This window comes from Priestia sp. FSL H7-0729, from assembly GCF_038005685.1.
Taxonomy (GTDB): domain Bacteria; phylum Bacillota; class Bacilli; order Paenibacillales; family Paenibacillaceae; genus Paenibacillus.
This window is the reverse complement of sequence record NZ_JBBOTQ010000028.1, coordinates 1-22,527: the sequence shown is the minus strand read 5'-3', so window position 1 is coordinate 22,527 and position 22,527 is coordinate 1. Positions and strand designations below refer to the sequence as shown.

The 22,527-nt window shown below is 48.4% G+C and carries 22 protein-coding genes and 1 riboswitch; of the genes, 7 read left to right on the top strand and 15 right to left on the bottom strand.

Annotated features, from left to right (window positions below; all coding sequences use genetic code 11):
* Window positions 1-75 precede the first annotated feature (75 nt).
* The 6 genes from MHH93_RS28060 to MHH93_RS28035 all read right to left on the bottom strand — a co-directional run bounded on the left by MHH93_RS28060 (window position 76) and on the right by MHH93_RS28035 (window position 5,645).
* Window positions 76-396, bottom strand: coding sequence for a cytochrome C oxidase subunit IV family protein (locus MHH93_RS28060; protein ID WP_500056757.1), 321 nt, complete (start codon window positions 394-396; stop codon window positions 76-78).
* 3 nt (window positions 397-399) lie between these two features.
* Window positions 400-1,026, bottom strand: coding sequence for a cytochrome c oxidase subunit 3 (locus MHH93_RS28055; protein WP_047840264.1), 627 nt, complete (start codon window positions 1,024-1,026; stop codon window positions 400-402).
* The gene (gene ctaD, locus MHH93_RS28050) at window positions 1,023-2,873 is read right to left on the bottom strand and encodes a cytochrome c oxidase subunit I (protein ID WP_500056772.1); all 1,851 of its coding nucleotides are present in this window, start codon (window positions 2,871-2,873) and stop codon (window positions 1,023-1,025) included. The genes MHH93_RS28055 and ctaD overlap by 4 nt, the downstream gene beginning before the upstream one ends.
* Before the next feature lie 71 nt (window positions 2,874-2,944).
* Complete coding sequence (gene coxB, locus MHH93_RS28045) at window positions 2,945-3,997, bottom strand: cytochrome c oxidase subunit II (RefSeq protein WP_047840266.1); 1,053 nt, start codon at window positions 3,995-3,997, stop codon at window positions 2,945-2,947.
* A 564-nt stretch (window positions 3,998-4,561) separates the two neighbouring features.
* On the bottom strand, window positions 4,562-5,323 hold the full coding sequence (gene map / locus MHH93_RS28040; protein WP_500056754.1) for a type I methionyl aminopeptidase: 762 nt from the start codon (window positions 5,321-5,323) through the stop codon (window positions 4,562-4,564).
* Window positions 5,324-5,456: 133 nt separating this feature from the next.
* The gene (locus MHH93_RS28035; protein ID WP_017690840.1) at window positions 5,457-5,645 is read right to left on the bottom strand and encodes a hypothetical protein; all 189 of its coding nucleotides are present in this window, start codon (window positions 5,643-5,645) and stop codon (window positions 5,457-5,459) included.
* A gap of 399 nt (window positions 5,646-6,044) precedes the next feature.
* Between MHH93_RS28035 and MHH93_RS28030 the strand changes: the two genes are divergently transcribed.
* Window positions 6,045-6,323, top strand: coding sequence for a transposase (locus tag MHH93_RS28030; protein WP_500056751.1), 279 nt, complete (start codon window positions 6,045-6,047; stop codon window positions 6,321-6,323).
* A gap of 94 nt (window positions 6,324-6,417) precedes the next feature.
* The gene (locus tag MHH93_RS28025; RefSeq protein WP_500056749.1) at window positions 6,418-6,756 is read left to right on the top strand and encodes a DUF4870 domain-containing protein; all 339 of its coding nucleotides are present in this window, start codon (window positions 6,418-6,420) and stop codon (window positions 6,754-6,756) included.
* A gap of 294 nt (window positions 6,757-7,050) precedes the next feature.
* Here the strand turns inward: MHH93_RS28025 and MHH93_RS28020 are convergent, their stop codons facing one another.
* Together MHH93_RS28020 and MHH93_RS28015 are read right to left on the bottom strand one after the other, a co-directional pair.
* Entirely contained in the window at window positions 7,051-8,412 is a 1,362-nt protein-coding gene (locus tag MHH93_RS28020; protein WP_500056747.1) for a nucleobase:cation symporter-2 family protein, read from the bottom strand.
* A 1-nt stretch (window position 8,413) separates the two neighbouring features.
* Window positions 8,414-9,001 carry a xanthine phosphoribosyltransferase gene (locus tag MHH93_RS28015; protein ID WP_440391673.1) on the bottom strand — a complete coding sequence of 196 codons (588 nt, stop codon included), beginning with the start codon at window positions 8,999-9,001 and terminating at the stop codon, window positions 8,414-8,416.
* 301 nt (window positions 9,002-9,302) lie between these two features.
* Window positions 9,303-9,402, bottom strand: a riboswitch (purine riboswitch).
* 272 nt (window positions 9,403-9,674) lie between these two features.
* Here MHH93_RS28015 and mscL point away from each other — a divergent pair.
* Window positions 9,675-10,169, top strand: coding sequence for a large conductance mechanosensitive channel protein MscL (gene mscL, locus MHH93_RS28010; protein WP_440391674.1), 495 nt, complete (start codon window positions 9,675-9,677; stop codon window positions 10,167-10,169).
* Between the two features lie 241 nt (window positions 10,170-10,410).
* On the opposite strand, the gene MHH93_RS28005 is transcribed toward mscL, so the two are convergent.
* Complete coding sequence (locus MHH93_RS28005) at window positions 10,411-10,713, bottom strand: hypothetical protein (protein ID WP_169480745.1); 303 nt, start codon at window positions 10,711-10,713, stop codon at window positions 10,411-10,413.
* 79 nt (window positions 10,714-10,792) lie between these two features.
* On the opposite strand from MHH93_RS28005, the gene MHH93_RS28000 reads away from it, so the two are divergent.
* Window positions 10,793-11,449: an NUDIX hydrolase gene (locus MHH93_RS28000; protein WP_500056745.1), complete on the top strand. Its 657-nt coding sequence runs from the start codon at window positions 10,793-10,795 to the stop codon at window positions 11,447-11,449.
* Between the two features lie 269 nt (window positions 11,450-11,718).
* Here the strand turns inward: MHH93_RS28000 and MHH93_RS27995 are convergent, their stop codons facing one another.
* Complete coding sequence (locus MHH93_RS27995) at window positions 11,719-12,525, bottom strand: TrmB family transcriptional regulator (RefSeq protein WP_500056743.1); 807 nt, start codon at window positions 12,523-12,525, stop codon at window positions 11,719-11,721.
* A 73-nt stretch (window positions 12,526-12,598) separates the two neighbouring features.
* A complete protein-coding gene (locus MHH93_RS27990) occupies window positions 12,599-13,420 on the bottom strand; it encodes a zinc ribbon domain-containing protein (protein WP_500056741.1) in 822 nt (273 codons plus the stop codon).
* Window positions 13,421-13,835: 415 nt separating this feature from the next.
* Between MHH93_RS27990 and MHH93_RS27985 the strand changes: the two genes are divergently transcribed.
* Window positions 13,836-16,421 (top strand): UvrD-helicase domain-containing protein, encoded by a 2,586-nt coding sequence (locus MHH93_RS27985; RefSeq protein WP_500056739.1) that lies wholly within the window; start codon window positions 13,836-13,838, stop codon window positions 16,419-16,421.
* A 95-nt stretch (window positions 16,422-16,516) separates the two neighbouring features.
* Complete coding sequence (locus MHH93_RS27980) at window positions 16,517-16,885, top strand: hypothetical protein (protein ID WP_500056737.1); 369 nt, start codon at window positions 16,517-16,519, stop codon at window positions 16,883-16,885.
* Between the two features lie 89 nt (window positions 16,886-16,974).
* Here MHH93_RS27980 and MHH93_RS27975 read toward each other — a convergent pair whose 3' ends face one another.
* Window positions 16,975-18,045: a Gfo/Idh/MocA family protein gene (locus MHH93_RS27975; protein WP_500056770.1), complete on the bottom strand. Its 1,071-nt coding sequence runs from the start codon at window positions 18,043-18,045 to the stop codon at window positions 16,975-16,977.
* A gap of 47 nt (window positions 18,046-18,092) precedes the next feature.
* Window positions 18,093-18,569, bottom strand: coding sequence for a GNAT family N-acetyltransferase (locus MHH93_RS27970; protein WP_500056735.1), 477 nt, complete (start codon window positions 18,567-18,569; stop codon window positions 18,093-18,095).
* 249 nt (window positions 18,570-18,818) lie between these two features.
* Here MHH93_RS27970 and MHH93_RS27965 point away from each other — a divergent pair, with 249 nt between their 5' ends.
* Window positions 18,819-19,889: a copper amine oxidase N-terminal domain-containing protein gene (locus MHH93_RS27965; protein WP_500056733.1), complete on the top strand. Its 1,071-nt coding sequence runs from the start codon at window positions 18,819-18,821 to the stop codon at window positions 19,887-19,889.
* A 574-nt stretch (window positions 19,890-20,463) separates the two neighbouring features.
* On the opposite strand, the gene MHH93_RS27960 is transcribed toward MHH93_RS27965, so the two are convergent.
* Window positions 20,464-20,865, bottom strand: a complete 402-nt coding sequence (locus tag MHH93_RS27960) for a RidA family protein (RefSeq protein ID WP_500056731.1) — start codon at window positions 20,863-20,865, stop codon at window positions 20,464-20,466.
* Between the two features lie 273 nt (window positions 20,866-21,138).
* Window positions 21,139-22,113, bottom strand: a complete 975-nt coding sequence (locus MHH93_RS27955; protein ID WP_500056729.1) for a M15 family metallopeptidase — start codon at window positions 22,111-22,113, stop codon at window positions 21,139-21,141.
* Window positions 22,114-22,527: the final 414 nt, after the last annotated feature.

Below are 22,527 nucleotides of genomic sequence, written 5' to 3'. Positions count from 1 at the left end.
TGCCTTCATTTCTTTGTGAAGATTCTTTCGCCAAAAAGGGGAAAAGACGGCGACAATGCGCCGCCGCCATCTCTTTTACCACCAGACCCAATAAAGTGCCATAATAATGCACGTAAAGGCTACGAAAAAGCCAAAGGCCATGAACAGGATTGGCATCAAATGCCCTTTGTCCTTCATGTGCATCCAGTAACCCAACTGAACGAATACCTGAAGAATAGCCATCACGAGCAAAATAACAATCGTAAAGGTTGTGTTGACCCCTCCGGCAGAAGCAGCCGCAAACGCAATCAGCGTGAGAATAATGGAGAAAACAAACACCACGACGTGTTTCTGTGGCCCTTCCGTCCGGTGACGGTGTTTCACAGGCTGTTGATCTGTCTTATCCTGAGCTGACATGTGTTACCCCACCTTTCCGAGCAGGTACACGACCGTAAAGATGAACACCCAGACCACGTCAATAAAGTGCCAGTACATTGCGGAGACGTATACTTTAGGTGCAGTTACGACCGTCAATCCTTTTTTGAACAGCTGCCCAATAATGATTCCGATCCACACAATACCGAAAGCAACGTGCGCTCCGTGGAACCCGACCAGTGTATAGAATGCTGAACTGAAGGCACTTGTAGTCATGCCAAACTCTTTATGTTTCACATACTCATAGAACTCGTATATTTCCAGCGCGAGAAATCCCATACCCAGTACCACCGTGATGCCAAGCCACAATGCCAGTGCATCTCGCTTGCCCTTATGCATGGCCTGAATGGCAAATACACTCGTCAAACTGCTGACCAGGAGAATGAACGTCGCAGCGGCCACGAGTGGCAGGTGGAACAGTTCATTCGCCGTAGGTCCATCATTCGTTTGGCCACGAAGAGCCAGGAAGGTAGCAAAGAGTGTACCGAACAGTACCGTCTCGCCGCCAAGGAACAACCAGAAGGCGATAAGCTTGTTACGTCCTTCCAGTGTTGCTTTCTCCGGTTCATGCGGCAATTTGTCATTCACCGGTTCGGCATGTGAGGTTGTCATGTTCTAGCCCCCTTCTCATCCTGATCCTCCGGTTCAATATGCCAGCCATGATCATCATAAAGTGAACGCAGTGCCATTGATCCAAATGTAATGAGTAGACCGATGACAACTACAATATAATTGTTGAAAATAGCATTCATAAACGCATTTCCGAATTCATCCTTGCTGAACATCAAGCCAAGTCCGGCGATAAAGATCCCTACGGACATGACAAACGGCAACGGCGTTGCTGACGGCATATGTATCAAACCCACAGGTTCTGCTGGAGTCATCTCCGTATGTCCTGCCATCTTTTCCTTCCAATACGCATCAATTCCACGTACCAGCGGAGTCTGCTTGAAATTGTATTCCGGTGGCGGTGAAGGAATGGACCATTCCAAAGTACGACCGTCTTCCCACGGATCGTTTGGCGCACCAGCCGGTTTTCTCATGGTGATTACGATGTTAACGAGGAATAGAATAACCCCCACACCCATCAGAAATGCACCTACGGAGCTGACCAGATTGAGCAGATCAAAGTCCTGATTCGGCAAATATGTAACTATACGGCGCTGCATTCCCATCAAACCGAGGAAATGCTGTACAAAGAACGTTAATTGGAAACCGATCATAAATGTCCAGAATGTCCATTTCCCAAGTGTTTCACTCAGAATACGTCCGAACATCTTCGGCCACCAGTAATGCAGTCCCGAGAACAAGCCGAGCACCAATCCCCCTACAATAACGTAGTGAAAGTGGGCTACAACAAAGTACGTATCATGGAACTGGAAATCCGCTGGAGCGGATGCCAGCATGACACCGGTAACACCGCCCATAACGAAGGTTGGAACGAATCCAACAGCAAACAGGTTCGCCGCTGTGAAACGGATCTGTCCACCCCACATCGTAAAGAGCCAGTTAAAGATTTTGATCCCGGTAGGTACGGCAATCAACATCGTCGAGATGGAGAATAGCGCGTTGGCTACATTTCCAAGACCTGTTGTGAACATGTGATGCGCCCATACCATGAAGCCCAGGAAGGCTATCAGAATGGTGGCAAATACCATGGAGCTGTATCCGAACAACCGTTTACGCGAGAAGGTCGGAATAACCTCCGAGATGATACCAAATGCCGGCAAAATCAAAATGTATACTTCCGGGTGCCCGAAGATCCAGAAGATGTGCTGCCAGAGTACGGGGTTACCGCCACCTGCGACATCGAAGAAATTCGCTCCCAGTATACGATCAAACGTCAAAAGTACAAGCCCTACCGTGATGGCAGGAAAAGCAAAAAGGATAATGGCAGATGTAATAAATGTCGTCCATGTAAACATCGGCATCCGCATGTAGGACATGCCTGGAGCACGCATCGTAATAATCGTTGCGAGAAAGTTAATGCCCCCGATGAGTGTTCCCAGACCCGCGATCTGAAGGCCGATGGTGTAGAAATCTACACCATGCGTTCCACTATACTCACTGCCCGAAAGCGGCGTATATGAGGTCCAGCCCGCATCCGGTGCTCCCCCCATAACCCAGCTCAGGTTCAGTAGCAGTCCCCCAAAAAGGAACGTCCAGAAACCAAGTGCGTTCAGAAAAGGAAAAGCAACGTCACGTGCCCCGATCTGCAAAGGCACGACAGCATTCATAATGGCAAAAATAAGTGGCATGACACCAAGGAAAATCATCGTTGTTCCATGCATCGTAATTAATTCGTTGAAGACCTGTGCCGATACAAAATCATTCATAGGCTTCATCAGTTGAATCCGAATCAAAATGGCTTCAATGCCGCCGATTCCAAAGAAAAATCCACCCGCAACCAAATAGAGAATGGCAATTTTTTTGTGATCGACGGTGGTGATCCAATCCATCAAGCCCCTATACCTCTTGACGCTATGCGCATGAGCCAAGGTTGTGTACCCCCTTCTTCGTCCTTGCTGTTCTATTCATAGTCCAATTTGTAGTTGGCCAGATATTCGGCAATTCCGTCGATTTCTTCATCCGTCAACCCAAGATCCTTGGGATTCGGCATGGTATTGCCCGGCTTCACGGATTGTGGATCATGGAGCCATTCTTTCATGTTATCCAGTACCGGACTGCCTTCTTCCTGTCCCTCACGAGAATTCAGCAAAATGCCTGCGACAGATTCCTTGCCGCCAATTCCCGTCAAGTTAGGTGCTACTGGTCCACCTTGATCGCCAACAGCGTGGCAAGAAAGGCAGTTTGTTTTGAATTTCTCGGCTAATTGAGTATCTTCAGGAAGGACTGCGGGTGCTTTCATCTGATTCACCCATCTGTCAAAGGATTCCTGACTCACTGCTTTTACCTTGAACTCCATGAAGGCATGCGATCTGCCACATAATTCGGCACATTTACCGCGGTAAACGCCTTCATTCGGTGCAGAGAAACTGAACTTGTTAAGTGTTCCATCCGGGTTTGTGTCCATTTTGCCCGCAAGTGACGGCACCCAGAAGGAGTGAAGCACGTCAGCGGTTTTTAGTTCGAATGCGATTTTTGTTCCGGTCGGGATGATGAGATCTTGAGCGGTGGTTACGTCATATTGAGGATAAGTGAATTCCCACCAGTACTGATGCGAGGTGACTTGGACCTTAAGTGCATTTTTGTCATTGGACAGATCTTCGCCTTGGGCAAAAATCGTTTGGACCGTTGGTACTGCCAGCACAATAACCAGCAATAACGGAATGGCTGTCCATATTACTTCCAGCTTGAAATTACCTTCAACCTGTTCGGGCATCTCAGTCTGCCCGGCTCGTCTACGAAACCGGATCAGAACATAGGCCGCTATGGCGAATACAATGATGAGCACCACGATCATAATCGCGATGGATAACTTCATCAGATCATATTGGCCTTGCGCCACAGGACCCTGAGGTTTCATTACCGACAAGTCTTCCCGCCCGCATGCGGATAGCAGCAAAGAGAACACCGCCAGCAAGGGGAGAATTCGCTTTGCAACCTGCCACTGTTTCATCATTGATCTACCCCACTTTTTTACGTTTTCGTAGATTACCGTTGTCGTTCAGTAGAAAGGCAACCAAAGGTACGTTTCAGCACGATACGCATAATCCTCTTCATCATACAGAACGCTTACAAAAATAACGCTTCCAGTACTCCCGTGATTTCCTGCTCAGGGCATGTCTGCGCATTCTTCCAATTCATTCTATATGCTTCAATCACTTATTAAATATAAGTTGAGGGTATGATTTTGTCAATCTTTGGACACATGTTCACAAATTGTTCACTTTATGTAAAAAACCGCTCTACAACTTGATTTGCAAACGATTTCAGTTAAAAGTATTACACTCTACATTTGAAAATTTTTGCCAAATTTCGGTGATGAAACTCGATTTATTGGTGATTTATCTCACATTCAAAACATGCGATATTATGCAAAAGAAAGATTCGATTTTATGGAAAGCCTCTTCCATATCCATTCAGAAAACATACCTATCGCTCCATACCGCTACATTCAAGTTCAAAACAGCATGGAGCATCCTCAGAAAGGTCCAATCAAGTCCCGATTTTCACTGAATTCTTATCATGTGCCATTGGTCAGAATTAAGGGGCCATTCCCGGTAATCGCAATTGTATGCTCATACTGCACCCCCCAGCTACCATCTACCGTTCTCACCGTCCATCCATCCTCATCCCACACAACGGCCCCGGAACTACCTTTTGTAAAGATCGGTTCAATCGTAATAACCATGCCCTCGGTGAGCATTGTGCCCGTTCTGCGCTTGCCGTAAGGCAGCACATTGGGCGGTTCATGAATATATTGGCCAATGCCATGACCGATGAGAGGTTTAACAATGCCGTACCGATAGAGTCTGGCTGTTCGTTCAATGGCACTTCCAATATCTCCGAGCGTGTTGCCTGGAACTGCCTGGGCAATCGCCCGCTCAAGCGCCTTCTCCGTGCGTCTCATCAGCTTGCGAGTGGATCTGCTTGGTTCACCAATGCCATATGTCCAGGCCGAGTCAGCAAGCCAGCCGTCTTTGTTTACCACCATATCGATGGTCACCACATCCCCACTGGCTAGCACCTCATCACCCGGAAATCCGTGGCAGACCACTTCATTGACAGAGGCACAAGTCGCGTAAGGATATCCTTTGTATCCTTTTTGCTCCGGAGTGGCCCCATGTTCTGCGAGAAACTCTTCCACCCGCTCGTTGATCTCTGCTGTCGTGATACCAGGGACCATCCACTGCTCAATATGCTGGTGACAGCTCCACAGAATTCGTCCTGCTTCCCGCATGTAGCCAATCTCTTCTTTGGTTTTCAGTATAGGGTCCACATGCATTCATCCTTCCCGCTGTAGGTGTACTCCCATATATATGCAGCAGGAACGCAAAAAAAACCGCCTGCCGGAGCTTATTGCCCGGGAGACGGTTCTATTCATTATCGGAACAGTATAATCAGAGTTGTGTGTTGTTTCAGGACACGGAAGAATCCATCTTGACAAGCTCATGCTCAACCACAGAAGTCAATTCTTCCTCGTATCCACCCGTAATCCGGTATTTTCTCACGTACTCCTTCACGAATTTTTTTGGATCTTTAGGACGGAAAATCCGAGTCATTTCCCTCAAACTTTCTTTGACCTCATTGTGACCTTTCGTTGCCATTGTAATTCCCTCCCAAAACGTTGAAAGTGAATGCTCCGTTTAGAGAATGCCGAATAAGTCTTAAATGCCATCCATGAAGTTGTGTGCGCGGCTTAAAGCAAGCTTTAGGTCGGGAACCTCGCTAGAAAGCAAGTACCTGACACTATAAATACCCGATATGATTCGGAATGAATCATAATCTTATTGTAGCATATTCGGAAGTATCTTACGACTTGACGATTTCCTCTAATAAATATAACGGTTTTCTTGCCCAAAAAGTTTAATTCCGAATCATATGTTATGAATGCCACCATTCTATACGGAATTAATATATCCAGCATAACACTGAACTATTCGGGGGATATTATCACGGACAACCCATACAGTTAAATTACTGGTATCCAAAGGAGGCGCCGTTTCATGGAACGCAAAGAACAGGATATGTTGCCCCTTTCGCATGAAAAGGTGGAAGTAGACGGAGTATATATCAACGAAGCCGGACGTGAGGAACATTTGCACCGTGGACAACACTTTCCGGCAGATCCCGTTCTGGGCAAGTCAGAATGGAAGCTGACGGAGTATGCTTTTGATAATCACCATGAAGGACGTACCGATGAACGATTGGTTTCCAAAGAAAACGATACTGATAAAATGGGCAAGATCACAAACCCTCGCAGACAGATCGAAGGCGGAAGATAATATCGTTTGTTTTGTTAGTCAGATAAATTCACAGGTTCAGTTCTGTCCACCTCCTTCATAGCCTAATAAAAAAGGTTAAAGGAGGCTGGACCGGATGTCCCCCATGAAATCGTCTAGCGGTCTGGATGAAAATATTGCCGGTATGCTGTGTTATCTATTTACCTTTGTAGGTGGCATTGTCTTTCTCGCGGTCGAGAAGCGGAGTCGGTTTGTGCTATTTCATGCGCTGCAATCCGTAATAGTCTTTGGCATCATTATGGTTGGGCGTGTACTGTCGGCTTTTCTTCCTTTGTTTGGCCCACTGGTAGCATCATTGTTATCCCTTCTCGGTGTGGTGGTCTGGCTCATCATGGTCGTCACCAGCCTCCAGGGGAAATGGCTGAAGCTGCCATGGGTTGGCGATTTTGCAGAGAAGCAGATGCGTCATCTGTAACTTTAGGAAAACATGACTTATAAGAAAAGACGATCCATCCCCTTTCAAACAGGGTGTGGATCGTCTTTTAATTTTTTAAAATTATATTCAAAGCTTTAACTGTTCTTCGCTGTTTCGCATGTAAAGGTGGCTCGTTCATGTGATTGAACATTCACAACATAAATGATAGATGTCATAAACCATTCATGCTGTAAATCACGATGTATCAACCTGCTTAAATGTTCATCTTATGAAGGGTGTATTCAGGAACAGTTAACATAACTATCATGCTGGATTATAGGTCTAGGTCGGCTATTAAGCCGACTTGCCCGTCTCTCCAAGAATGGCATCTGCCTGTTGTTCAGCCATCTTGGCAGCTGTTTCCTTGGTGCCCAGACCATTGAACAGCAGGTTCATGAAGATCGCCGTGAAGCTGCCTGCTATGATACCGTTACCGAGCATAATCTGAGCCCAGTCCGGTGCACCAGCAAACAACTCAGGCACAACGGTAACTCCCAACCCCATACCTACAGAACAAGCAATGACAAACAAATTCTCATGACGGTTTAGATCGACCTGACTACCGATAATCCGAATACCGGATGATACCACCATGCCGAACAAGGCTACCATGGCTCCACCAAGAACTGCCCCCGGAACGAGCTGTGCAAGCGCAGCAATCTTCGGCACAAATCCGATGACCACCAGAATTCCACCAGCCACAACAATGACATCACGTGTCTTCACACGTGTCATCTGTACCAGACCTACATTTTGCGAATACGTTGTATACGGGAACGAGTTAAAAATACCACCCAACACAATAGCCAGACCTTCCGCACGATAACCACGGGCCAGATCCTTGGAGGACAGGTCCTTGTCCAAAATTTTGCCCAAAGCCATAAATACACCTGTGGATTCAGCCACGCTGACAATCGCCACCAGAATCATTGTGAGAATCGGTACAATCTCAAATGTCGGTCTGCCAAAATAAAACGGCTGAACAACATGGAACCAACTCGCATCGCGAATAGGGGCAAAATTAACCTCGCCCATAAATCCTGCCGCCACTGTTCCAACGAGCAGACCAATCAGTACCGAGATGGAACGGATGAACCCAGTTGTGAAACGTGTCATCAGGATGATAAATAACAGTACACCGAATCCAAGCAACAGATTCGTTCCACTACCAAAGTCCGGTTGGCCCTGACCGCCACCCAGATCATGGAAGGCAACCGGGATCAGCGTCAGACCAATTATGGTCACAACCGAACCTGTCACGACAGGAGGGAAAAGCCTGATCAGCTTCCCAAAGAGACCAGAGAAGATCAATACAAACAATCCCGAAGCAATAATGGCCCCGTAGATGGCAGATACCCCACTATTCATCCCAATGAGAATCATCGGAGACACGGCCTGGAATGCACAACCGAGCATAACAGGCAGACCTACGCCAAAATATTTATTTCCCCATACCTGAAGCAGTGTAGCCACACCACAGGCGAGCAGGTCAATGGCAATGAGATAGGTTAATTGTTCCTGAGTAAAGCCTAAGGCTTTACTCACGATCAGTGGAACGATAACAGCTCCTGCATACATGGCAAGCACATGTTGAAGTCCGAGTGAGAACGTTTTGATTGGATGACGATGCCGCTGAAAAATACGTTCGCGTGCCATATTAGTTCTTGCCCTCCTCATCCGCAAATGTAACCTGTCCATCCGACAGTGCCCCAATGCGAACCAGCGATTCTACACGGTATCCCGCTTCTTTCAGCAAGCGACCTCCCGGCTGGAATGCTTTCTCAATAACGATACCGATGCCAACCACTTCTGCCCCAACCTGCTCCACAATGCGAGCCAAACCAAATGCCGCTTCACCGTTTGCCAGAAAATCATCAATGATCAATACGCGATCCCCAGGCTTCATGAATTTCTTGGCAACGGTAATTTCATTCGTTTCTTGCTTCGTGAAGGAGTAGACCTTCTCCACCAGGATGTCTTCGGTCAGTGTGAGCGACTTCTGCTTCCGTGCAAAAATAAGTGGTACGTTCAGCTCCAACGCAGTCATGATGCCTGGCGCAATCCCTGACGATTCAATCGTTAGCACACGTGTGATATTCTCGCCTTCAAAGCGGCGAATGAATTCCTTGCCCACTTCCTTCATCAGAACCGGGTCCATCTGGTGGTTCAGGAATGAATCCACTTTGAGTACCTGCTCGGACAGGACAATACCTTCCTGTCTTACCTTGTCTTTTAACAATTGCATTGCAATTCTTCCCCCTGAATGCCCTCCGCACAGAAACCCACATGCCACTTCGATCTCATGGTAAAAAGCAAAAAGCCCGCCTTTTCACACGCTACGGAATAACCGGAGACGGGAAAAGACGGACTTGTACGTATATGGACAAGCCGTATGGATGCTGCAAGTGTACTGGAAGGACATTAGAGCAGAAGTTCACTCCTGAGACGTCAAACTCCATACAGTCTATCCAGGAACAGATATAAAGCTACCTGAACCTGCTCTTCAGTCCAACTGTCTGAGAATAATCTCATTCCAACCATACAAAACATTGCAGCATCTTTCCCGTAGTCCGATCATTCCGGTGATCGGGTAGAGACATGCAGGCCTATTCCTGCACATATACGAGTAACGGCATATTTAATTTTTTGGCTCCATGATTCGTTACAATGTATGATCGCGAACCTGAATGTAAAAGGTTAAACATAACTGACAATGTTAGAAGTATACCGAATCGGCGGCGTGAAATAAAGAAGTATTTTCATGGAAGTTGCGGAAACTTGTTTTAATTTGCAAACAGGGGGTGATAGGAATCTGTTTTTTATGTACAATATGAGAACGGAAGCGCGGATCCGAACGGAGAATGGATGGAAACGCGGCCTACATTATGAATTGAAATGATCAAAGGAGATATGCAGACATGAAAGGTGTACTTAAAGAATTCAAGGAATTTGCCGTTCGCGGCAACGTCATCGATCTGGCGGTCGGTGTCATTATTGGGGCTGCTTTTGGTAAAATCGTCACATCCCTTGTGAATGATATCATCATGCCTCCGGTTGGAAAACTGCTGGGTGGAATCGACTTCAGTCAGAAAATCATCAACCTGGATGGGGATATCAAAACAGCAAACGGACAAGACATCACCACTCTCGCTCAAGCCAACGAAGCTGGGGCTACGGTGATTGCTTATGGTCAGTTCATCAACGTCATGATTGATTTTCTGATCGTTGCATTCTGTATCTTCATGCTTGTGAAAGGCATCAACTATCTCAAAAGCAAAGAACACAAAAAGCCCGAGCCGAAAAAAACGACCAAGGCTTGCAAGTATTGCCTATCTGAAATTCCAGCTGCGGCTACCCGCTGCTCCCACTGTACTTCAGAGCTTGAAGCAGAAGGAAGCGGCGCAACGGCTTAACGACGATCAATGGTTAGAGACTAACCTAGTTGAATTGTTGATATAAGTTCCGATGCAGGGGACAACTTCTGACTTGCTAGAGTTTATGTATGAAAAGCTAGCTATATGTGCTTCATTAACAATTAGTTGTGCAGATAAAGGTATGAAGGTTCCACCGCAAAGGTGGGGCCTTTTTTTTAGCCTAACATACATATATTACATGTGCTCCCCCATGAATGTCACTCGCATCCATGCTCATGAACTAGAAACGGCGTGGCAGCAAATGCTCCAGGATCGACTTCAGATCCTTATCTTCTTTGTAGACTTCTTCCCCGGTATCAAGCTCCGTTACACGAATATATTCAAAATTAGCCGAGGCATCCAATGGCTTAAACAACAACTGGGCCTCATCTTCCAAACGTACGTTGAATCCCATATCCTTAAACATGGTGGTTAACTGACTGTTAGCGGGTTCCTGACCTTGCCCTACAAATATAAGTCCTCTAAGACTTTTACGCTCCTGAGGTTGCGGATAAATCACCTGAAAGTGTACAATGCATTCCATACGATCGTTCCCCTTTCGTTTAATACATACTTTGTGAAATTTTGAACTTTAAAAACTGCTATATAAGGAGATACGTTTCATGACCCCAGAACGTTTCGACATTTATGACGATAATCAAAATTGGATCGGTACAGCGCTACGCAGTGAGGTCCATGCCAAAGGATACTGGCACCGTTCATTCCACTGCTGGATCGTGCGTGACGAAGGCGAGCAGCGACAGGTTCTTTTTCAGCGGCGGCGTGATATTAAGGATACCTTCCCCGGATGTTACGACATTACAGCAGCAGGTCATCTCACCGCAGGTGAACAACTGCAAGACGCGAGTCGTGAGCTGGAGGAAGAATTGGGTGTACATGTATCTTTCGATGCACTATCCTATCTACTCACAGCTACACAACAGCTTCAAGGAGAGGTCCGTGGTGTTCCATTCGTAGACCGGGAGTTCAGTGCTGTCTATGGATTATGCCTGAACCAGCCGCTCGAAGCCTACGTTCTGCAACCCAGCGAGGTGGATAGCCTGTATGAAGTGCCGCTGGATGATCTACTCGCTTTGTTTCGTAATGAGATCGACGTCATTCAAGCTACCGGAGTTCAGACACACCCGTCAAGCAGCGATCATGTAGCTGATGAGCCGGAACGTATCGTTCGCGAGATTAGGGCAACGGAATTTGTGCCCCATGGCACAGCTTATTATATGGACGTGCTGGAAGCTCTGTATCACGTGCCCAAAGATTGATGATGTCCATTCCAGTTCAACCCGATCCAGTTCAATCGAATGTTCATAGCTTCATTTTCTCAAAAATAGCATAACTTCATACCCTTACTATCGACTTGACTGGAAACAGATGCTGTGACGAACATCACTGTCATATCTCAACTCAATACAAACAGGCGTCTGCCTTGGGGCAGCGCCTGCTTTATGTACACACATATTCGTTTCATCAAAGAAAGATATCATGTGCTGGTGTATTCACTCCATCAGAAGTGGATTCGTTGCCGATCTGCCTAGTTCTTGTCATCCTCTCCTGAAGGAGAAGACCAGTAACGTGCAGAGAGATTTTCGTACCGATGTCCATAGCGGGACTCCAGTTCCTCACCCATATCCTGTTCCAGTTCATACAACACCAGTTCTTGAGCAAAATGATTCAGCAGCAATCCGGTCATCACCGGATGCTCCGTCACCACTGCCTGTGTAGCACATGACTCACCGCGCATGCCTAACATGCACCAGCGCCGATCCACCACAAGAGAGAATTTCCGACCATTACCTGTGCCATACAAAGGCAATCCCGGCAAAGGAACCGGCTGATCAAGCATGCCCTCGCCACCATCACACGACCATAACAGCCGCACACCGCGAGCCTCAGCCTGCTGTAAGTCATGACGCAGTAACTCTGCCTCTTCGCGCCAAACATCTACGACAATCTCATGTTGAGCCTCAGCCAATTCACGGCTCAGATTCTCAAACACGTTTTTGTCACCTTCGATGTTATAGAAGACAGGTTTCTCCGGTTCGCTCTTGGGCATGCTGCTTTGGACATAATCCAGCGAGGTACGCATTTGATCGGAGATCATACGTGTCATCTCCTCAGGCTTCAGCACACTGTACTTCGCGGGCTCTCCCGGACTACACCGCAAAAAACCTCGCTGTTCCAGCCTTTGCAGGGTCGCATATACATTGGAACGGGACACGCCCAGACGCTTCGCAACCTCATATCCTGAGGCTGATCCCTGGCGGGCGAGTTCCACCATAATTTTAGATTCCATCTCGGTAAACCCAAGATGACGCAAATGATGCAGCAGTTGGTCCATATTCCCGTCCCCCCATGCTGTCAGCAACCCGCACTGCCTCACACTGATGCGGCAGAGCTTCTACTGCATCGGATCAGATCTGTTCAGCACCGCAGCGCGGGCACCATTTCGAACCTTTGGGCAGCTCGGCTGCACAAATCTGACAATTCACCATTTCGCGTGACACTTCGGTCTGTACGTCCACCGTGTTCACGACCGGGTTATTTTCTTTCCAGTAGCGGATGCGTTCGTCCAGCTCCTGCTGCCGTTCACGTTCCCGTTGCATCTCTTCATCTCTGCGACGTTCCCACTCCGCATCGAACGCTTCCTTCTCTTCCTGGGTAAACTCGGTACTGTTATATTCCGATTCCGTCTCCAGATCGGCGATGGACGGAATGACCGTGTGATACGGCTCATCTTCCTCCAGTTCCAATTCAGGTGGCGCATCGTAGAAGTCTGGCTCTGGACTAGGGGTCTGAGTCTGAGCTACGGCCGCCTCCTGTCTAGCAGCTGTGGTGGCTCCCACGACTCCAGTAACACCTGCTGTAGGTGCTGGTGTCTTGAATTCACCCAACTTGCGTCCACATTTAGGGCAAAAGTTGGCATCCAGGGAAGCGAGGTGTCCACACTCGCACAACCGTTCGTTCTTGAGCTGTGCAATTTTGTTGCGCAGACCATCAATCTCATCCTGCAATTCGTCGCACAGCTGCGACAGATCCACCATTTCTTTTTCCGCACGTGTCATATCCTGTGCCCGATAACCCTCATAGAAGATGCGACCCATATCTGTAAAATGGACTTCCTGTTCCTGTTGCAAGCCCACAATCTGGTTGTTCAATTTCCCAATCTCAACGGCGTGCTGGGCACGCTCTGTTGCTTTGTTCGCTCCGTCTTTGATACGTTGAAGCAGTTTCATGACCATTCCTCCTCTGTCCCGTCAAAATCCATATTATCATTTCTAATTTTAGAGGTAATTCAAAAAGTCCGCTTTTGATTCGGTACTGAAAACCAGACTTTATGAACACATACTTGTGGTAAATTAGCATATTACATCTTTCATGAAAAATGCTCAGGCATATAACTTATACGATATCATGCCAAAAAGTTGCGTAATCTCGTGCAGGTGCCCGTTTAATACCGATGCTGGATGAAATCGGGGGCTTTCGTCAAGACCATACGTTCGGGTATAATGAAGCTTTGGCCCTACTTAACCGCCTGATTAGGCAACTAACTCTATCATACCAATTTACAATGCGATTGTGAAAAGGGCAAATGGTTTACTTTTAGCTGGGATAGTCCTATCCCTGAATGCATACAGAGGTGGATGAAACATGTTAAGTCCGAACTCAACGTTCTACCCCCGTCCGCTCGGGGTCACCCCGGCGGCGTCCCTGCCCCAGTCCCCGTCTGCTCCGCTGGAGACCAGTCGGCAACTCGTGGGCAATGATCAACAAGATGCCTTTTACTTTCGTTCTCTGGAAGAGGCTGGCATTAAGCTAAATGCACCACAAATCTCGGCAGTTCGTCACGGCAGAGGACCTATTCTGACGCTCGCAGGAGCCGGTTGTGGCAAAACAACAGTGCTGGCTGCAAGAGCCGGCTACCTCATAGAGGTCAGTGGCGTACATGCTGGCAGTATCCTGTTGGTGACATTCACCAACAAGGCCGCCACCGAGATGAAGGACCGCATCGCCGCATTGCCAGGAATACGCCCGGCAGCTGCAAGAGCCGTTCAGGCTCGCACCTTCCACTCTTTTGCCCTGACATTGCTGCGTCATTACGGTGTGCAGGAAGAGATTTTTGGCGAGTCGCGAGCCCAACATACGGTACTGAAGATGCTTCTTCGCCAAAATGGCATGAGTGAAGCCTTCCAGCCGGAAAGTCTGCTGGCCATGCTCTCTGCATGGAAGATGCAAGGATCAGAAACAACTGATCTGCCTGAAAAATCGCAGGAAGAACGCGATGCCAAGCGTGTTCTGCTTGGTTACGAAGCCTGGAAGCAGGATCGCGGCAAAATGGACTTTGATGATATTTTACTACGGGCAGCCGCGCTGCTTCGTGACCCCGCTGTCTTGGGGCCGCTTCAGAAGCGTTTTCAGTACATTATGGTGGATGAGTTCCAGGATACCAACCATCTGCAATATGAGATTGTGCAAAAACTGGCTTCCGCCCACCGCAACCTGATGGTTGTCGGAGACGATGACCAGACGATCTATACCTTTAATGGCGCACGCCAGGAATCGATTTTGGAATTCGATAAAGTATACCCCGGTGCACGCATTGTGACGCTGGATATCAATTATCGCAGTGATGCACGCATTCTGGGACTTGGAAGTGAATTGGTCGCCCGCAATAAACGCAGACGTGACAAACGGTTGCGTGCCGCCGGAAACCGTGGAGATGCGCCACGCTTTGCTACCCCTTCCAATGCGGAGGAAGAAGCGGCATGGGTTGTGAACCAGCTGTGCCAGCAGGTTGAAGAAGGGCAGCACACCTATCGGGATATTGCCATTCTTCACCGGACAGCAAGCAGCAGCCGGGCTGTATTCGAGCAGCTTGTGTTGAAAGATGTGCCTTTTGTACAGCATGGTGCTTCCCCGGTGTTCTATGACCAGTCTCTCATCAGACCCCTGATGGATCACCTGCGTCTGTCTCTTGATCCACGCGCCATGGATGCTCTCCCCAGTGCACTGGGACCGCTCTATGTGTCAAGAGATGCCGGATTGGAGTGGATTCAGCGCTGCGAACAACAACAGGCGAAGAAATATCCGCTCATTCATCTGGTGAAATGGGACAAGCTGAAACCGTTCCAGCAGGAACAGGTCAAGGAACGCATCAAGCTAATCAAATCATTGCACAAACTAAAGCCAATCATCGCCATTCAGGAAATGCGCAGGCAGTTCTACGACAAGTATATGGAAAGTGGTGATCCCAGCATCTTCACCCATTATAAGGAAACGATGCTGGAAACCCTGGATGAATTCGAAGCTGCCGTCAAAAAATTCGAAACCGTAGAAGATTTCATTCAATTCGCGGATGAACTCTCTCGCAGGCACCGTGAGATGGAATCTCTGCGCCGTGCACAGGACAGTGACGCGGTACAGCTGATGACCATCCACCGGGCCAAAGGACTGGAGTTCCCTTGTGTGTATTGGATTGGAGCCAGTGAAGGCATTGTGCCTCACAGTACAGCACTTCGCCAGGATATCCCCGAAGATCAGAAAGCTGCGCTTGCTGTGCAGCAGACAGACGCGGAGCTGGACATGGCGCTGGAGGAAGAACGCAGGCTCGCCTACGTTGCCATCACACGGGCCAAGCAGTATTTGTATGTCACCTCACCGGCGAGCCATCACGGAAAGCCAGCGGATGTGTCCCGTTTCCTGCTTGAAGCCTTCGGTATGGAAGTTCCGGACAAACGTAAACCTCGTGAGGAGAGCCGGACGAGCAGTCAGACTTCATATGGTAAAGGTAATGGACAGTATGCCCGCTCGTCCGGCTCGGGTACCCGTTCCGAAGGGCGGGATATGGCACAACGCCGTGCAATTAATCACAGCGACCGTCGTGACTACGAGGTCCACAATGAACGGGACGAGGATCGCCTCGGTGAACGGCGTGGTAGTGGGGAAATTCGCAACCATAAGGCATTCAGCACCACAGGGATAAGTCCGACAGCTGCGAGTTCCTCCCGTTCACATTCGCACACTTCAGGTTCTAGTAATGCTGAGCGTACGGAGACCGTTGCGGTCTGGAAATGCAGTTCATCCACCTGTAAGGCTTGGCTAAGACAGAAGCCGGCTGTGCCTTCTGCAAAAACAAACAAGAAAGCATCATCCGGTCCACCCGCCTGTCCCCTGTGTTCAGGATCAATGGAGGCCGGTACCCGCCAGGTGCCCGTAACGGGGAGATTTGGGAAATAAACTAACACGAGCATCGTAGCTCGTTTCAGGGCGCTTTTTGCTGTTTATTAACAGTAGAAGCGTCTTTTTTCCATTTCAGAATGGGGGGTTGGATTATGCAGGACGGCAAACAACATCTGTATGTATCGGTAACTCATAACCTGATTGAACGAACCAAGAACGAATCTACACCCTTTGAGGTGTTGGTGGATGACGAACAGTTGGGCCGATTAAAAGACCTGATGAAGGTGCTGGAGGATGACGATGCCTATACTTTGCAACGGGCCCCGGTGCCCTACAAATCGGCAGATCATGATGCGGCGACAGAGCAATTTTCGGATGGTATGACCTTGCTGTATACTTTTCTCTACGACCATGGCACCCCGGATACCCTGCAGGCGATTGAGAGCATGAACGTGCTTCCAAGGCTGCAGGATACGGATTACGATGACCCGGGGTATGAGAATTCACCACTTAATAAATGATCTCATGCGAAAAAGCATGCGTAGCCGCAGATCACGCGGATGACGCATGCTTTTGTTATTATGAAGGACGATAGCAATGTGAAACGCGCTCAGTCCAGTCGAATCTCCTGCCCTTTCTCGGCGGATTCATAGATTCCGCACAGCATACGTGTGGAAGCCACCCCATCCGCAATTGGACTGATCGGTTCTGTACCGTTCAGGCAACAATCCACAAAGTGGTCGATCTGGTTCTGGAATGCGCTATGAATATGGAGACCCGTATTGTCCGTCTGAGGTTCAATATTCAGGATGGTATTATTTTTCTCCGTGACGATCAGTGTCTCCGGCTCCAGTTCGAACCCACCACGCTCACCGTATAATTTCACAGATGATTCATCTCCGCGTGCATGCAGGGTAAAGCTCACATCCACCACCAGCGAAGCCCCGTTTTCAAACCGAATGAGTGCATTCGCCATATCTTCCACGTCATTCACAGCGGCGCTGTAGTCGGCTGCTTTGTAAAAAGAAAGATGTTCGATATGGGCACGATTGCCCAGCTTCCGATACGTATTACCACTGACGGAAACAGGCTTGGGCTTGCCCATCAAATACCAACACTGGTCAATGATATGTACGCCCAGATCAATCAGGGGACCTCCGCCGGAACGGCTTTTGTCAGCGAACCAACCGCCTGGATTACCGTGACGACGCAGAATGGAAGCTTTGGCATAATACAGTTCACCGAATTCCCCGGCATCAATGAATCTGCGCATCATCTGCATATTGTTATCATAACGCCGCACAAATCCAACGATAAAGGTACGTCCGCTCTTCTTCACCGCTTCTTCAATCCGCAGCGCATCTTCCACATTGGTTGCCACCGGTTTCTCCAGTAACACATGCTTGCCTGCCTCCAGTGCAGCAATGGCGAATTCCGCGTGTGTATTGTTCCAGGTACAGATACTGACAGCATCCACATGCGGGTCCTCCAGCATCTCCCGATAATCGGTGTACACGGATTGGGCATCATACTTCTGCGCTGCAGCTTTAGCCCGCTCCTCGTTCAGATCGCAGATGGCATAGATGACTGCATCCTCGTTTTTGGCATAACACCTCATATGAAGATCCGAGATGGATCCTGTACCGATCATTCCAATGTGCAGCATTTGTTTCGTGCTCATCATCGTCCTCCCTTCCTTTTCCACAACTTCCGCAACATCACTATCGTCTAGTCTGCCCGCAGCATGCCTTCGTAAATACCCGGCGTTGAATTTTCAATCTTCACGGCACCCAATGTTCGTGCATAGAAATCCACAGGTCCTGCTGATCCGATAATGGCATAACCGTAACCGTCCGCCTTCATCACATGCATACAGGCCAGTAACAGGGCTGTGCCTACACCTTTGCACCGTGCATCCTGGCTCACGCCTGTCGGGCCGAAGAAGTTGCGACAAGTCGCTTCGTAACAGGCAAATCCGATCATTTTTCCATGCTCAACGGCAATATAACAGGACACCGGCTGACGCGCAAAAGCGACCTCACATTCATCCACCCAAGCCTGACTAAAATGTGACCTCACCCAATCCAGTACAAGCTGTTTCTCTGGGGCAATGGCTCTTCGAATCACAATGGAGGATTCCTCCAGCTTTCTCAGTCCACTCTCTTGCTCCGGTAAACGATAGAGCGCTACCAACATATCACTCATCTAATCGGTTCCTCCTCGTACTTGAATGTGAAATAGGGGAAAGACTTGGCCACTTACCTGAAATTAACCTGATTCTGCTGCGGGTAACCTGCTATACAAGCGATATTTCAAATCTTAACTAACCTACCGCTTACATTCATTGCATGCCAACTGCAACACTGAGACGATATGTCCCGTCTATTAACTTGAAGCGCGGCCCTAAGGAAGATTTTACCGCGTCAGTACACAGATTAGAAGGGATGAATATTGATGAACAACAACATGAAAAAAGTAAGTGCACTGATGGCCCTATCCATGGCATTGGGTGGTGGAGCCGCTTATGCAGCAACACTGGACAACACACAACCAGTCCATCAAACATCCGTTTCAGCAGATAGTAATGCAGCGAGTGTAGTAAACGTATCCGTGAATGGTGCATCCATCTCCGAGGGTTACTGGAACAAGGATGGCAAAGTAGCCATGATCCCGCTGCGTGATCTTACCGAAGCACTGGGTATTGAACTGGAATGGAATAAAGAAACTAAAACTGCAGAGCTGACTCGTGGAACTCTTTGGACACAGGTAATCACAGGCAAGGATCAATATTCCGTAAATAAAATGCTGCTCAAGCTGGGTACAGCGCCCGAAATCACAGGCGGCACATTGTATGTACCAGCTTCTTTTGCCGAAAAGGTACTGCATGGACAAGTGAACACATCAGGAAATCAGGTGACGATCTCTAGTGAAGAGGACGTGAAGACGGTTACCGAACGTGGTGTAATTACCAGAATCTCGAACCAAGATAAATATAAGTCCATCCAGATTGGCGGTGCAGGGTTGGATGGTATCGTACTCAACCTGAGCGATGAGACGAAATTCATCTCCGTTGAAGGGAAAGAGATTGCACTGACTGATCTGGCCATCGGCATGAACGTGGAAGCTGAGCATTCCCTGATCACTACCCGCAGTCTGCCACCACAAACGCCCACTTATAAAGTCACTGTACTGGATGCGGCTACAGCATCTGAGACACAACCTAAAGAGGTACTGGGTACAGCCGGTACGATTGAAAATGTAATAACAGCTGAAGGCGGCATCTCACAGATTGAGATCACAGGTACACGGTTAACAGAAACGGGTCCTGACCATGTCGTGCTGAATATCGCTAAAGATACGCTGCTCGTGAACCACGAAGGCGAAACGGTAAAGGCCGAAGAACTGACGAAAGGAACTAAAGTGATTGGGTACTACAGCCCTATGCTGACACGCAGCCTTCCTCCAATCGGAACGGCATGGAAAGTGGTTGTTGAAACACCAGCAGCACAACTGGAAGCGAAATAATACGATTGGAAAAACGTCTGGCTGAAACACATGTTATATGTTGTTGCAGACGACCGTGTGCATCGCTTAGCGCGGGGTTATGAGTGTGGCGCATCAGGAGCTCAGCCGTGCGGCCAAGCGGCGAAGTCAATTCAAAATAACCTTATCCGCTTGTCTTCGGACAGGCATGGGTAAGGTTATTTTTTTGGGTTTTTGGGTTTGAGTTTTTGGAGCTTGCCTTCAAACTTGTTTCAAGGCAAAGTACACCTGAGCTTGTCCGGAGCAGGCACTTGCAACGTACGCTGTATAAGACATGCGCCTGAATAAGACATGCGTTGCATACGGAATGTAAGAGCAATCAGAATTAGCGCTAACGAATCTGAGACGTCTTATTCATGGATTTGAAGTGCCTGTAAAAACCTAAGGAATCTCAGCCACGCTATGTGTGAACAAAAAGCTGTTTACAGCGTTTTTGTCAGGGTAATTCGGAAAATAACGTGCCTGATGTTCCTTACATTTTCAGAAGAGGACTTGAGGTCCAAATAAGACGTCCTGAGTTCCTTAGAAAATCTGCACGATAAGCGAGATCGCCAGATCAACCACCTTGGACTTCCTCTTCAACAATTGCTTCCACTTCGATCTCAACCATCAACAAGGGATCAATGAGTGCGCTAACTTCAACCATGGTGGCTACAGGCTGAATCTGTCCAAAAAATTCACCGTGAGCCTTGCCAACTTCCTCCCACCTGGAGATATCGGTCACAAACATTCGGGTTCTCACCACATGCGACATGTCAGCGCCCAACTCTTTCAGTGCATTCTCGATCGTCTGCAAAACGAACCTCGTCTGTGCATACGGATCGCCTGCCCCAACGACTACACCATCTTGCATCGCGGTTGTACCCGCCACTTCGATTCGATTCCCTACACGGATGGCACGGCAATATCCCACCAACGGTTCCCATGGGGAACCGGTAAATACCTGCTGTCTACTCATTTCTCTCGTCCCTCGCTTTGGTTGTATTTATCTCATCTGATTAAACATGAATTATATCAGTCCACCGTCATCTCAGACAATGGAATGAAGTTTAATTCTATTTTAGTGCAGCTTCAGCACGCGGTGCCCTGCTTCATGACAAGGTGGCAGCCAACATCATTTTTTACACAGAAAAAATCCCCTGAATGGCTGCTCATTGGTTAGATCAAGAGCGGTTTATTCGGGGATTTCAGAAAAATTAACGTTTTTTTAATTAAAGATGAATCATCCAGATTACAACTTGATATTCGCCTCATCGAAGTATTCTTCCAGGGTTAACCCACTTTTCGCCACATCTGGTGCCAAATCGGTACCGATATACCGAATATGCCAAGGCTCATAGACGTAACCGGTTATATCTTCTTCACCTTGCAAATAACGGATGACGTATCCATATTCTGCAGCGTGTTCAGCGAGCCACTGGCCTTCCTTCGATGTGCCGAATACCTCTTCCAGCACATTGCCCACACTCGGACTGGATACATCAATGGCAAGACCCGTCTGATGTTCGCTTCGGCCTGGAACAGAGCTTACACGATCCGTGTATTCCTGACCTTTGGTTTTGACATTGTTGTTGTAGATCGATACCTGACGCTGATATGAACGATAGCCTGACACCGCACGAAGCTCAATGCCGTCCGCCTTAGCACCTGCAAACAACTTCTCCAGTGCCTCGGCGGCTTCTTTGCGCATATGTCGCTTCTCGTGAGGTTCGTCGAAGGAGAACGGTACATTGGGTTCCACCAGATCATCCGGCTCATACCCCTCAGGCAGACTGCGTTGTTTGTTCACAATGACCGTCATAGATGTGGCATTAGTCACCACAGCTTCTGCGTCGATCGTTGTTTGCAGTGCGCTGATGCTGCGTTTCTCCATCAATGGATCTTCCGCTGTCGCTCCGCTACCATCGTCTGAAGAACCCTGCTCTTCGCCAGCCGAAGCATTCCCTGACTCGCTATCCGTGCCTTCACCACTGGTGCCAGAAGATGATGTGTTATCCCCGCCAGCATTGTCACCATCCGTTCCCTTATCCTCCGTAAAATGTACGGTTGTTCCGTCCGATTCCTGTTGTGTGTTACCTGTTCCATTCGGATTCTGACTTTCCTCTGTGCCTGAACCATTCTGGCACGCGGCAAGCAATGCTCCGCATATCATCAATGAGGACAGCATAACCACCATGCGGCGCTGTCTTCCTGTAGTTGATTTCATGTAAAAACTCCTATCGCAATAATATAAATGTTGTCTAGTTGTCTGCGTGCAATGTTCCCTGCGACAGTATACCTTAATTGGGAGCGAAGCTCCACCGGTAAAGACCTCCTTTAGAAGAGATCGGAATGAACATATACGGGTTGTACAGCCTGTATGATCGTTTTTTGGACTTTTAGAGCAACATTCCCGCGCAAATAAAATGAATTGAATCATGCAACATGCTGCAATACAAACAAGCAGAGGTGATCTGAGATCTCCCCCGCTCTGATGGGTGTATCATTTGGTTGCCGGGCTGTCCGTCTTCTTCTGGACAGCCTGCCACATCCGCGCGGCAACACGCTCGCGGATCAGATCCAACCCTGCGGTGGCCGGCAAGCCATGCAGTAGCGCCGTTAGCTCCGGCAACGCCGGCGG

Bases quoted from the DNA above. Each gene is read 5' to 3' on its own strand.
- mscL (WP_440391674.1), top strand. From the start codon at position 9,675: ATGAAAGGTGTACTTAAAGAATTCAAGGAATTTGCCGTTCGCGGCAAC.
- MHH93_RS27970 (WP_500056735.1), bottom strand. From the start codon at position 18,569: ATGAGTGATATGTTGGTAGCGCTCTATCGTTTACCGGAGCAAGAGAGT.
- MHH93_RS28030 (WP_500056751.1), top strand. From the start codon at position 6,045: ATGGAACGCAAAGAACAGGATATGTTGCCCCTTTCGCATGAAAAGGTG.
- MHH93_RS28020 (WP_500056747.1), bottom strand. From the start codon at position 8,412: ATGGCACGCGAACGTATTTTTCAGCGGCATCGTCATCCAATCAAAACG.
- map (WP_500056754.1), bottom strand. From the start codon at position 5,323: ATGCATGTGGACCCTATACTGAAAACCAAAGAAGAGATTGGCTACATG.
- MHH93_RS28015 (WP_440391673.1), bottom strand. From the start codon at position 9,001: ATGCAATTGTTAAAAGACAAGGTAAGACAGGAAGGTATTGTCCTGTCC.
- MHH93_RS27975 (WP_500056770.1), bottom strand. From the start codon at position 18,045: ATGAGCACGAAACAAATGCTGCACATTGGAATGATCGGTACAGGATCC.
- MHH93_RS28060 (WP_500056757.1), bottom strand. From the start codon at position 396: ATGTCAGCTCAGGATAAGACAGATCAACAGCCTGTGAAACACCGTCAC.
- MHH93_RS27990 (WP_500056741.1), bottom strand. From the start codon at position 13,420: ATGAAACTGCTTCAACGTATCAAAGACGGAGCGAACAAAGCAACAGAG.
- MHH93_RS27965 (WP_500056733.1), top strand. From the start codon at position 18,819: ATGAACAACAACATGAAAAAAGTAAGTGCACTGATGGCCCTATCCATG.
- MHH93_RS27985 (WP_500056739.1), top strand. From the start codon at position 13,836: ATGTTAAGTCCGAACTCAACGTTCTACCCCCGTCCGCTCGGGGTCACC.
- MHH93_RS27955 (WP_500056729.1), bottom strand. From the start codon at position 22,113: ATGAAATCAACTACAGGAAGACAGCGCCGCATGGTGGTTATGCTGTCC.
- MHH93_RS28035 (WP_017690840.1), bottom strand. From the start codon at position 5,645: ATGGCAACGAAAGGTCACAATGAGGTCAAAGAAAGTTTGAGGGAAATG.
- MHH93_RS27980 (WP_500056737.1), top strand. From the start codon at position 16,517: ATGCAGGACGGCAAACAACATCTGTATGTATCGGTAACTCATAACCTG.
- MHH93_RS28005 (WP_169480745.1), bottom strand. From the start codon at position 10,713: ATGGAATGCATTGTACACTTTCAGGTGATTTATCCGCAACCTCAGGAG.
- MHH93_RS28055 (WP_047840264.1), bottom strand. From the start codon at position 1,026: ATGACAACCTCACATGCCGAACCGGTGAATGACAAATTGCCGCATGAA.
- ctaD (WP_500056772.1), bottom strand. From the start codon at position 2,873: ATGGATTGGATCACCACCGTCGATCACAAAAAAATTGCCATTCTCTAT.
- MHH93_RS27995 (WP_500056743.1), bottom strand. From the start codon at position 12,525: ATGGACCAACTGCTGCATCATTTGCGTCATCTTGGGTTTACCGAGATG.
- MHH93_RS28000 (WP_500056745.1), top strand. From the start codon at position 10,793: ATGACCCCAGAACGTTTCGACATTTATGACGATAATCAAAATTGGATC.
- coxB (WP_047840266.1), bottom strand. From the start codon at position 3,997: ATGATGAAACAGTGGCAGGTTGCAAAGCGAATTCTCCCCTTGCTGGCG.
- MHH93_RS27960 (WP_500056731.1), bottom strand. From the start codon at position 20,865: ATGAGTAGACAGCAGGTATTTACCGGTTCCCCATGGGAACCGTTGGTG.
- MHH93_RS28025 (WP_500056749.1), top strand. From the start codon at position 6,418: ATGTCCCCCATGAAATCGTCTAGCGGTCTGGATGAAAATATTGCCGGT.